This is a genomic window from Xanthomonas prunicola (assembly GCF_025266575.1).
GTDB lineage: Bacteria > Pseudomonadota > Gammaproteobacteria > Xanthomonadales > Xanthomonadaceae > Xanthomonas > Xanthomonas prunicola.
In genome coordinates, this window is record NZ_CP096142.1 from 4,428,919 (window position 1) to 4,440,235 (window position 11,317).

General features: G+C 64.3%; 9 protein-coding genes and 1 other RNA gene. 5 read left to right on the forward strand and 5 right to left on the reverse strand.

What is annotated here, in order from left to right:
- Window positions 1-329 precede the first annotated feature (329 nt).
- Genes M0D43_RS18945 through rsfS form a run of 4 tightly spaced genes read left to right on the forward strand, consistent with a single transcriptional unit; the run spans window position 330 to window position 3,384 of the window.
- Window positions 330-965: an LPS-assembly lipoprotein LptE gene (locus M0D43_RS18945; protein WP_252162599.1), complete on the forward strand. Its 636-nt coding sequence runs from the start codon at window positions 330-332 to the stop codon at window positions 963-965.
- 21 nt (window positions 966-986) lie between these two features.
- Window positions 987-2,015, forward strand: a complete 1,029-nt coding sequence (gene holA / locus M0D43_RS18950) for a DNA polymerase III subunit delta (RefSeq protein WP_252162600.1) — start codon at window positions 987-989, stop codon at window positions 2,013-2,015.
- Entirely contained in the window at window positions 2,012-2,914 is a 903-nt protein-coding gene (gene nadD / locus M0D43_RS18955; RefSeq protein ID WP_252162601.1) for a nicotinate-nucleotide adenylyltransferase, read from the forward strand. Before holA ends, nadD begins: the two co-directional genes overlap by 4 nt.
- Window positions 2,915-2,970: 56 nt before the next feature.
- Window positions 2,971-3,384 (forward strand): ribosome silencing factor, encoded by a 414-nt coding sequence (rsfS, locus tag M0D43_RS18960; protein WP_005912943.1) that lies wholly within the window; start codon window positions 2,971-2,973, stop codon window positions 3,382-3,384.
- Window positions 3,385-3,537: 153 nt separating this feature from the next.
- On the opposite strand, the gene M0D43_RS18965 is transcribed toward rsfS, so the two are convergent.
- Window positions 3,538-5,073: an alkaline phosphatase PhoX gene (locus M0D43_RS18965; protein ID WP_252162602.1), complete on the reverse strand. Its 1,536-nt coding sequence runs from the start codon at window positions 5,071-5,073 to the stop codon at window positions 3,538-3,540.
- 121 nt (window positions 5,074-5,194) lie between these two features.
- On the opposite strand from M0D43_RS18965, the gene rlmH reads away from it, so the two are divergent.
- The gene (gene rlmH / locus M0D43_RS18970; RefSeq protein ID WP_024744641.1) at window positions 5,195-5,665 is read left to right on the forward strand and encodes a 23S rRNA (pseudouridine(1915)-N(3))-methyltransferase RlmH; all 471 of its coding nucleotides are present in this window, start codon (window positions 5,195-5,197) and stop codon (window positions 5,663-5,665) included.
- Between the two features lie 73 nt (window positions 5,666-5,738).
- On the opposite strand, the gene M0D43_RS18975 is transcribed toward rlmH, so the two are convergent.
- The 4 genes from M0D43_RS18975 to M0D43_RS18990 all read right to left on the reverse strand — a co-directional run bounded on the left by M0D43_RS18975 (window position 5,739) and on the right by M0D43_RS18990 (window position 11,260).
- Window positions 5,739-5,814: non-coding RNA, sX9 sRNA (locus tag M0D43_RS18975), on the reverse strand.
- 287 nt (window positions 5,815-6,101) lie between these two features.
- Window positions 6,102-6,776 carry an energy transducer TonB gene (locus tag M0D43_RS18980; protein ID WP_313905036.1) on the reverse strand — a complete coding sequence of 225 codons (675 nt, stop codon included), beginning with the start codon at window positions 6,774-6,776 and terminating at the stop codon, window positions 6,102-6,104.
- Window positions 6,777-7,086: 310 nt separating this feature from the next.
- Window positions 7,087-10,206 carry a TonB-dependent receptor gene (locus tag M0D43_RS18985; RefSeq protein WP_260807475.1) on the reverse strand — a complete coding sequence of 1,040 codons (3,120 nt, stop codon included), beginning with the start codon at window positions 10,204-10,206 and terminating at the stop codon, window positions 7,087-7,089.
- A gap of 319 nt (window positions 10,207-10,525) precedes the next feature.
- A complete protein-coding gene (locus M0D43_RS18990) occupies window positions 10,526-11,260 on the reverse strand; it encodes an SIMPL domain-containing protein (RefSeq protein ID WP_252162605.1) in 735 nt (244 codons plus the stop codon).
- Between the last annotated feature and the right edge of the window lie 57 nt (window positions 11,261-11,317).

The window sequence follows — 11,317 nt, forward strand, 5'->3', positions numbered from 1 at the left end:
TCAGGACGTTGCCGCCGGCGTTGCCGGCGACATCGCACCGGCGGGTCGATGCGTGGGTGTGTCGCTGCGATGTCCTGGCGATGCAGTGCGCTGGCGAGCAGCAACACAGAGGCGAGGGGGCTTGGTGTTTCATTTCACCGCTGCGTGGCGACGCGCTGGGGGGTTTTGGCGATGGTTCCCTACACGTTATTTCACCGGCGCGTGGCGACGCGTTTTTCACTCCTGGGGAGCCGCGGTGTTTCGCGGCGCCCTCTCAAGCCCCGTTCACGCGGTGTCGGGCAGGCTAGCCGCCTGTTGCCGCCGCCGGGGCGCTCATCCAGACTGTGCCCATGATTCGATTCCCTACTGCCTTCGCCGCGTCTCTCGTGCTGGTCTCGAGCCTCACCGCCTGCGGTTTCCATCTGCGTAATTCGCTGGCGTTGCCGCCCGACACGCCGGCAGTGAAGGTGCAGTCGGCCACGCAGTACAGCGAGCTGGCCAAGCTGTTGCGGCGTGGTCTCAGGGCTTCCGGCGCCACGCTGGCCGATGAAGACGCCAAGACCGGCTTCGCGCAGGTGCAGGTGTTGTCCGAGCGCTGGGGCGATCTGCCGATCGCCATCGATAGCCAGGGCCGTGCCCAGGAATACAGTCTGCGCTACGCGGCCATTTTCACCGTCACCACCGCCAATGGCTCGGTGCTGGTGCCGCAGCAGGTGATCGAGCTGTCGCGCGATTACGTGTCGCCGCCGGTGGACGCCACCGGTACCGCGACCGAGCGCGAGATCCTTGCCGACGAACTGCGCAGAGACATGTCGGCCTCGATCCTGCGTCGTATCGACAGCGTGGTGCGGGCACGGTTGAAGCGTGGCGAAAGCCTGGAAAGTACCCCGTCTGCGCCGTTGCCGCCGGCCCCAGCACAGCCCACCACGACGCCCGAATCCAGCGTACCGGCCTCGTTGCCGCCTGCGCCGACCTCGGGCAACTAAGCCGCTCCCGCTTTTTCGGTTATGGAACTTCGCCCCGAGCAGCTGGCCGGCCAGTCCAACCAGCCGTTGCAGCCGGTCTATCTGATCGCCGGCCCCGAGACCTTGCGTGTGCTTGAGGCCGCCGACGCGGTGCGTGCACGCGCGCGCGCCGAAGGCATCGGCGAACGCGAGGTCTTCGATGCCGACGGCCGCGATTTCGACTGGAATCAGCTCGACGCCAGCTTCAATGCGCCCAGCCTGTTCAGCCCGCGCCGCCTGGTCGAGGTGCGCCTGCCCAGCGGCAAGCCCGGTAAGGATGGCGCCGAGGTCATCACCCGCTTCTGCGCCAACCCGCCGCCGGACGTGGTGCTGCTGATCACCGCCAACGACTGGAGCAAGGCGCACCAGGGCAAGTGGGCAGAGGCGGTCGGCCGGATCGGCACTATTGCCGTGGCATGGGCGATCAAACCGCATGAACTGTCCGACTGGATCGAGCGTCGCCTGCGTGCGCACGGCCTGCGTGCCGACGCCGCGGCCGTGCAGCGCCTGAGCGAGCGGGTCGAAGGCAACCTGCTCGCCGCCGCGCAGGAAATCGACAAGCTCGCCCTGCTGGCCGACGGCAAGACGCTGGATCTGGAGGCGATGGAATCGTTGGTGGCCGACGCCGCGCGTTACGACGTCTTTCGGTTGGCCGAAACCACGTTTTCCGGACAGCCGGCTGCGGTGATCCGCATGCTCGCCGGCCTGCGCGCCGAAGGTGAGGCGGTCGCCGCGCTGATGCCGATCCTGATCAAAGAATTACTGCGCACTGCATCGCTGGCGAAGGTGCAGGCCAACGGTGGCAACCTCGCTGCCGAAATGAAGGCGCAGGGGCTGTGGGAATCGCGGCAGGCGCCATTCAAGCGCGCGCTGCAACGTCACCCCGAACCGCGGCGTTGGGAACGCTTCGTCGCCGAAGCCGGGCTGGTCGATCGCATGGCCAAAGGTCGCGCCGACGGCGATGCCTGGGTTGGTCTGGAACGCCTGCTGGTAGCCGTGGCCGAAGCCCGTGCGGTGAGATTGTTGGCGTGACCGCGCGGAAGGCCGGGACCGCTGAGCAGGGCGCCGGCGCCGGAGAGCGGGAGCCTCCAACCAGCCCAACCGCAGACCAAAACGCACAGCCGGCACTCCTCGCGAACTCCACTCCGATGCCAGCGTCTACCAGCGCCATGCCTGCCGCCTCAGCCCCGCTGCTGTCCGACTCCCGCATCCAGACTCCCGCATCTCGGTCCCGCACCGCTTCCCGCGTCCCGCTTCTCGCGGCCGGGCTCCATCTCTACTACGGCGGCACCTTCGACCCGATCCATGTAGGCCATCTAGCCATCGCCTGCGCCGCGCGCGACGAACTGGGTGCACGCGTGCACCTAGTGCCGGCGGCCGACCCGCCGCATCGCCCTGCGCCCGGCGCCACTGCCGCGCAGCGTGCGCAGATGCTGCAACTGGCGCTCGCCGACTATCCAGGGCTGCAACTGGATACCCGCGAGTTGCGCCGCGCCGCGCAGAGCGATGCGCCGTCCTACACCGTCGATACCTTGCGCGAACTGCGTGCCGAACTCGGCCCGAGCGCCCCGATCGCCTGGCTGCTCGGCGCCGATGCTTTTGTCGGATTGCACCATTGGCATGCGTGGGAGGCGTTGTTTGGGCTAGCGCATTTCGTGGTTGCCGCCCGACCGGGCACCACATTGGAGTTGGCCGACGTACCGCAGCTGGCCGCGGTGGTGCAGGGCCGCTGGGTCTCCAGTGCGGGCGAGCTGGTCGGCGCGCCGGCCGGCCGCCTCTATCTGCTGCATCAGCCCTTGCGCGGCGAATCGGCTAGCGCAGTGCGTTCACGTATCGCGGCTGGCGGCCAATGGCAGGCCCTTGTGCCGCCGTCGGTGGCCGCAATGATTCAGCGCGAAGGCCTGTACCGCAGCGCCCGCCCGGCTTGCTGAACACGCGTCCGGCCGGACCGGCCTATAATTCACGCCAATTCCATCGAGTTGCCGCTTTGACCAGCCAAGCCCAAGTCATCAAGACCTCCCTTCCGAACCCGCCGCCGTCCGTGCCGGCCCTGTTGGCCACCGTGCGCGAGGCTGTCGAAGAACTGAAAGCCAAGGACGTGGTCGAGATCGATGTGCGCGGCAAGTCCAGTGTCTGTGACTACATGGTGGTGGTGTCGGGTACCTCGACCCGCCACGTCAAATCGATCGCCGACGAAGTGGTCAAGTTCGCCAAGCGTCTGGACGTGATGCCGCTGGGCGTGGAAGGCGAGCGCGAAGCCGAATGGGTGCTGGTCGATCTGGGCGACGTGGTGGTGCACGTGATGCTGCCGCGCGTGCGCGAGTTCTATGCGCTGGAGCGCTTGTGGACGGTGGGCGATCAGCGCCCGTCCGACGAAGACGAGTCCGACGAACTGCGCTGAATCTGCGCTGCGTGCGTGCACGATCAACAACGGCGCCCTTGGGCGCCGTTGTTGTCTGCGTCGTTCGTTGCGCAAGTGATCGTCTTCGTGCATTCCCTGGCAATCGCTGTTCGGGACATGTGCATCACCAGCGCGCAGCGCACCGCCTTCCAGTTACAGCGGTCCGCGCTCCCACGGGCCGGTAATCGCCAGCGTAATACCCGGCGTCTGGATGTTGACGAACAAGGTGCGCGCCAACGGGTCCCAACACGCACCGCAGAACTCCGTATCGCGGTAATCGCCTTCGGCAATCGTCTTGCCGGCATCGGCAATCTGCTGCGAGGTCAGCTGCACATTGTTCTTGGCCAGGTAGAACGATTCGCCGTTACGGGTCAGCCCGAGCAGACGCGCGCCCGGGCCGTATTGGTCCGGGCTCTCGCCGCCGTCTTCGCACAACACCACGCCGCCGCGCGCGCTCACCGTCACGTTGTCTGGATTGTGCGCCGCCAACTGATTGCCGCTGACGAACAGCGCACTCAGACGTTGGGTAAACAGGTCCAGCACCCACACCGCGCCATTGCCGTAACCGCGGCGGCCCTGCGCATCCACGCCGGTGCTGGTGTCGACGATGAACAGCTTGCCGTAGCTGTACCAGATGCCTTCGCCGCGACTCATGCGCAACGCGCCATCGGCCCAGGCCTGCGCGAACGGGCCGCTCAAGGTGTCGTTGGCGCCGATATCGGCAAAGCCGTCCGGTGCGGCGATGCCGTCCAGATCGGGCTCGGAGATATCCACCCATTCCAGTTGGAATTGCTGGCCGATGCCGGCCACGGTGAGGTCGGCATTGCGGCGGCCACGCACGCGCGCGGCCTGCAGGCGGCCGCCGTTTTCCAGTGAGCCATGACGGCCGCGGCGGTCGTTGGGAATGAAGCGGTACAGGCCGGCCTTGTTGCGGTCGTCCTCGGTGAGATAGACGATGCCGGTGCGCGGGTCGATCGCCACAGCCTCATGACTGAAACGCCCCAGGCCCACCAGCGGGCGACCGGTGGTGCGGTGGCTGTCCGGGTCCACCTCGAACACGTAACCATGCTTGCGGCCGGTGCTGGAGACCGCATTGGTCTTGATCTCTTCGCAGCTCAGCCAGGTGCCCCATGGCGTGGGGCCGCCAGCGCAGTTGACCAGGGTGCCGCCGAGGCTCGGCTCCAGGCTGCCCCAGCCGCGACGGCCATAACTCAGCGTAGTGGTGCCGCCGCCGGCGGACTGGGTGCCGCTGACGATGCCGGTGTCGTACATCGCCGGGGCGCGGAACGGGTTGCCCGCGCCGCGTTCGTGGTTGCGGATCAGCACATATTCCAGGCCGCGCAGCGGGTCGCTCCCGGGACGCCAGTCGGGCCGGCGCAGGCCGACCACGGCCATGCCGTCATGCCGGTCGGGACAGGGCTGGCCGTCGTCCATACGATCGCCGCTCCAGCCGAACGAGCGATAGCTGAAACCTTGTGGCAGCTGCAGCAGCGGCAGACCGGTGCTCTGGTCGGCAACCGGAGCGAGTGGGCCGTACCGGCTCGGGACCGGGGCAAGGCGCGTGGAGGGCGAGGTGGCGGCCTGGGCCTGGCGCGACTGCAATGCGCTCAAGCTGCCAAGGGCGCCGGCGGCCATGACGGCAGCACTGCCCTTGAGGACCTGGCGGCGGGCGGGATCGAAAATCGGCATCGAACGACTCCTGCGTGGCTGGGTTCTCGAGCGACACTAAGTGCCAGCTGTAACCACACCATGACACGTAGTGACAAATCGGCGCGGACTGCCCGGGCGGTGACGCGGATATCATGTGCGGATGAAATGCCGATTGATCGCCACCGGCGAACGTGCGCCATCGTGGGTTGCACAAGGGTTTGCCGAATACCAGAAACGTCTGTCGCACTGGATGCCGCTCGAACTCGTCGAGATCGAACCCGGCCTGCGCGGCAAGGGCCGCGACGCACAGCGCGCGACCGACGATGAAGGCCGCCGCGTGCTTGCCGCGCTTCCGAAAAATGCTTACGTGGTGGCGCTCGATGTGCCGGGGCGCCCGCTCAGTTCCGAACAGCTCGCCCAGCGCATGGAGCATTGGCGCGGACAGGGGCGCGACCTGGCGTTTTTGATCGGCGGGCCCGAAGGTCACTCGGCAGAGGTGCTGAAAAGCGCCAGTGAAAGCTGGTCGATCGGCCCGCTCACCCTGCCGCACATGCTGGTACGCCTGATCGTCGCCGAGCAGCTGTATCGCGCTGCGGCGATGTTGGCAAATCACCCGTATCACCGCGCATAGCAACGCGCGCAGGTGGTCCAGATCCAGCAGCAAGCGAAGGTCGTCGCTTCCCGTCACCAACGACGAACCGAGCAGCGAACAAGACGTCGCGAAAAGTCGCTGGGGCGGTAGGGATGGCGCGGAAGAACCGCAGTGCTCAAGCAGCGCATGCCGATTCCGACCACTGGCCGCATCTGTCCGATGGCTGCGCGGTTGTTTTGTTCGCCGATCCAAGTTGCATGCGTGCTGCTGCGTGGCCGCAGCTTCGTAACGTGATGGGCGGTTACCGGCGATCGATGGCGGGTGCGTCATTCAAACGGACGCTTTGGCGATGTTGCTTATTGCGGATAACCCGAGCGCACGCGTTGGTCGTGGCTGGATGGCAGTCGTCGGTCGTCTGAGCAGGGTCGTATCGATGCGGCGGCTGCAGTTGCAAGCCGCCGCATCGGGTTGCCATTCAATTCAACGCGAAGCTCACCGGCACCAGACCATAGGCTTGTACAGCCTGACCGTTCTGCATCGCCGGCTGGAAGCGCCAGCTGCGCAGCACCTGGCTACGTGCAGCCAGGTCGAGTACGCGATGGCCGCTGCTGGTCTGCACACTCACTTCGGTCGGGCGCCCATCGGTGCCGACCAACACGCGCAGCAGCACCGTGCCTTGCTGACCTGCGCGCAGTGCGGCCGCCGGATAGCTCGGCGCTGGCGAATTCAGATACTGCAATTGACCGGCTTCGATCGGTCCGCTGGGTGCAGTGGTCGTCGGAGCGCTGTCTGCAACGACGTCGGAGACCGTTGCGGCAACGGCAGGCGGTGCGCTGTCGACAACGGGCGCCTCACTGACCACCGGGGTCTGTACCGGCACCGGCAGCGTCTTGGTCGGTGAATGCGTTTTCGGCGTGAACGTGACTTCGACTGGAAACAGGATCGGTGGCGGCGGCGTCGGGATGCTGACCGGCATGAGCCAGCGCTCTTTTGGCGCGGTCTGCTGGGGAATGGCCCGGTGCGAGAGCGGAATCAACAACAACCCGCCCGCCAATAGGTGCAATGCCACGGCGGTGCTCATCGCCAGAACGCGTGAGGTGTCGATGCCAAGGGGACGGGAAGAAACCTGCGATTGCGTGCGAACCATCATCCACCTCCAGAACGGAACTGCGGAAAGGACCAGCGCGACCCGGACGTACATCACCATCCGGTAGCGTAGGTTTACCGCAGCGATGGCGGCCGCACAAGCGTCACACGCGATTGCGTGGTTGCATCGCACCGTCAACGCGGCACGCGTCATGCGCATCGTGCTCGGCGATGCAGTGCGCCCGCGAGTTTCCAGACGCGTCCGTCAGTGGCAATCATCCGCGCAAACAAAACGCCCAGCCGAAGCTGGGCGTGGATGCAAGAAAAGCCCAGCCCTTTGCAGGGCTGGGGAAACGACGCTGACGGGAGAGGCGTCAGTAGTCGTACGACACGGACAACACGGCGTAGCGCGGCTGGGTGAAATAGACACCCATGCCGTACGTGTTGGACAGGGTGTACGGGCTGTCTTCCCAAGTGGAGTCCACTTGCAGCGGCTTGCGTTCGTTGAAGATGTTGAAGCCTTGCAGGGTGAAGGCCAGCTTTTTGTCGGCAAATTCCGGGCGATAGGTCAGGCCCAGGTCGACGATCTTGGTCCATGGCATGCGACCGGCGTCGCCAGGCCGCGACGGTTGGCCGTCGCAGATGTGATAGGCCGAGCGATAACCGACCGGATCGCCAGCATCGGAAGACTCGTCGGTGCCATTGGTGCTGACATACCCCAGGCACGACTTCGGAGTACCAGAAAGAATGCGGATATTTCCCGCGATCAACCACTCCGGTGCGAGCTGGTAGGACCCGTAGAGCTTGATCTGGTGGCGACGATCGTTGGCCAGGTAGCCGCCGGAGTACCACATCAGCGCAGCTGCATCCCAGTCCTGGGTCTTTGACACGTCGGTTTGACCGATGTCCGACTTCACCTGGCCCTCGGTATTGCCGAAGTTGCGCGACAAGGTGTAATCGATGCGGCCTTCCCACTTGCCGTCGAACGGATGCTGCAGGAACAGATCCAGTGCCAGGTACTTCCGCTTGGCCTTCTTGTCGAATCCCCAATCGGCCGACGACATCGAAAGCGCGGTGCGGCCGGAACCATCGAGGTTCGCCAGACTGAAGGAATTGGTTTCGCCCGGGTTGAAGATCACGCATCCGGGAACATTGACTGTGCTGGGGTCAACGCCAATCGCGGTCAGCTTGGTGCGCATCTTCTCGGCATCGCAGACATCGTCGATGGTGGTGCCCAAGTTGCGGTAGGTGAACTTGGCGCCAGTGACCCAATCGCTGCCCAGCGTCTTGTCGAAGCCGACCATGAACTCATCCTGGTACATCGACTTGAGATCTCGGGCGGCAACGCTGGCCGAGTCGGTCGGCTGGCCGCATTCCTGATTGGAAGAGACCACATTGCCTCCGCAGGAGAAACCCACGCTTGGGTCGACCGCGATCGGCGTCAGACCGGTGGGATTGCCTTGCGCGTCGATGCCGGTGTAGTTGAAGTATTCGCTGGTGTACGTGGACGGTGAAGCGCCGCGAATGGCGACGCTATTGGGGAGCGCAAGATAGTAGCGGCCAGCATTGCCGTAGACCTTGAACGACGAATCGCCAAAGACATCCCAGCTCAGGCCCAGACGCGGCGCCCACTGGTTGCCGCTTTCCACATACGGCGTGCCGGCGTCGTTGAAGTTGGTGAACTTGTCGTTGCGCACGCCCAGGGTCAGCAACACGTTGTTGGTGACCTGCCACTTGTCTTCCAGGAAGTAAGCCTTCTGCCGGACCGACATGCTGGTGGAGGTGTTGAACACGCCTCGATTCACGTAATAGCCATCGCCGCCGGCCGGGCCGACACCCAGCGAACCGCTGATCGGCAAATCCGGACGCGACGAGTTCCCGTAGGTCCAGGTATAACCCGGTCCGGTCGTGACCACGCCTTCATTGTCGGCGCTGAAATACATATTGTCGACGCCAGCGGCCAACGTGTGTTGGCCCAGCACGTATTCCAGGTCCAGGCGCAGACCGTGCGTACGGTTTTCGCCGTCGCGTCCCTGAGACGAGGTTTGATTATTACGGATCTGGGTGCCCCCGGTCACAGAGGGGTCCTGCAGATTGGCGAAATACAAATACGGATTTGTGCTCGGGTTATTGCGATAGTCGCTTTGCTGGCTCTTGCCGTAGGTCGCGCTGAATGTCAGTGCGTCGGTGATATAGCTGGTGTATTTGCCAATGTAGTAGCGGTCGTTGACCTTCACGGTATCGGCAAACGCATCGTCTGCATTCGAGGTAATGCCGTCGTAGCCGTTGAAAGCGCTATACACGCCGCTCTCGCGGTAATTGTTTTTTACGCCAGTGAATTCAAGGACGTTGCTGTCGTTGATATTCCAGTCGATCTTGGCGTAGACCTTCGGCTCGTCATAGCGGTAATTGTTGCGGCCAATGACCGGGTTGTCGCGGCTTGCGGTCGACACGCCTTCAGTGCGTTCCTGTTCGGCGGCAATGAAAATGAAGAGTCTGTCCTCGATCAGCGGTCCACCCGCATAGGCACTGTAGACCGTATTCCAGGCCTGGTCGTCCTTGCGGCTGCGGTACAACGTGCCGGGCAACGTTGGATCGCTATATCTATAGTCGCCACTTGGCGGGGCGGTGTCTGGGTAGAAGACATTCTTGTAGTCGCTGGACAGGCTCTTCGGCCGCCACAACATCTGGCCGCCGAAGTGCCACTCGTTGGTGCCGCGCTTGCCGATCTGGCTGAGCACACCGCCGGCGGAGCGGCCGTAGCGGGCGCTGTAGCCGCCGGTATAGGTCTCCTGCTGGTCGATGGCGCCATAAGGCAGGGTGACACCGCCGATGTTGTTCAGCGGATTGGAGCTGAGATAGCCGTTGAGGTAGTAGGCGTTCTCGGTGACGCCGGCGCCGCCGAACGAGATAGCATTTCCATTTGCAAAATACCCGCTACCCTGTACCGCGCCAGGTGACAACAGCGCAATCGCTTCGCCCGAGCGTGCCAGCGGCAAGCGCTGCAGTTGCTCGGCCGTGATCACGGTGCGTGATGCAGTCGCAGAGACGTCCACCGGCGAGATGTTCTTGCCGGTGACCGTGATGGTGCCCAGGGTGGCAGTGTCGTCGGACGCATTGCTGCTGCCGAAGGACACATCGGTGCCGGCGCCGACGCGCAGTGCGATGTTTTTGCGCGTCTCGGCGGCTTGGCCTTGGCGCTGCAGGGTGACGGTGTACGTCCCTACCGGAAGGTTGCCGATGGCGTAACGGCCGTTGGCATCGACCGTTGCAGTGCGCGTAAAACCGCTGTCGCTCTGCGCGGTGACCGTTGCACCGGCACTGGCCGGCGCGCTTCCGTAGATGCCGGCCGTGGTGCTTTGCGCGGCCGCAGTGCCGGTGGCGAGCATGCCGACGGCGCCGCTCAGCGCAAGCGCAAGCATGCTGATGCGGCCATAGCGCACAGGCGACGTGGAGCAGAACGGGCGGCGGTGCCGCGCGGGGTGGCTGGTCATCTTTATCGCTCTCCAGATGGGCGCCGTCACGAAGATGACAGTGCGCTGACACCTGATGCTAGAGAGCGGTTGCGCCCGCTTAAAGAACGATTTCTCTGAATCTCATGTTTTTTTTAGCACAAAGACCAAAAAAGGCCTATTCAGACTGAACTGGTGTGACTCTGGGTACTTGTAAGTAACCAGATTTAGGTTCAAGAGCGCGCGGTGACGTCCAGTAGCCGGGAGAGCGGCGCCCAGTCGACTGGCCGCGTCACCGACACTGCCCTCCGAAGAGGGCACTGCAAACGCAATACGTCGGTCCTGATTGAGTTCCCGCTCATCAACGTCCCAGCTCGAACGTGACATCCAGGTTGATCGACAGCGTGCTCTCGCCCGGGGCCACCGGGGTGTCCATTTCGGCTGTCTTCGCGCGCATCGAGGCGGCCATCATCATCGGGCGAACCACGCCACCGCTGCGGCCTTCGGAGATGCTGACAATGCGGCGCACCTTCAGGCCCAGCGATTTGGCATAGGTTTCGGCGCGCGCCTGGGCTTTTTTCAGTGCGGCAACGCGTGCTTCGTCGTAGACCGGTTCGGGTTGGTCGATCGAGAAGCTCGGGCCGTTGATGTCGTTGGCGCCCTGCGCGACCAGGGCGTCGAGCACCTTGCCCAGGCGGGTGATGTCGCGGACCTTGAGACTCACGGTGTTGCTGGCCTGGTAGCCGTTGATCTTGGGTGCTTCGTTTTCCTTGTAGGTGTATTGCGGGCTCAGATTGATGCCGCTGGTCTGCACATCCTTGTCGGCGATGCCGGCCGCCTTCACTGCGGCCATGACCTTGCTCATCTGTTCGGCGTTCTGGCGCATGGCGGCATTGCCGTCGGTGGCCTGGGTGACGACGCCGGCAGACAGCGTGGCGATGTCCGGCACGCGCTTGGCCTCGGCCTCGGCCGACACGTTGAGCAGGGTGCCGTCGCTGGGAATGGTGTAGCTCGACGCAGGTTGGGCGTGGGCGGTCATGGCGGTTCCGGCAGCGATGGACAGGGCCAGCAACAACGGCTTGAGGTGGGTACGCATGAGATCTCCTTGTCTGTGTGGCGAGCGTGTTGGCACTTCGATGAATATGCTGTGAGT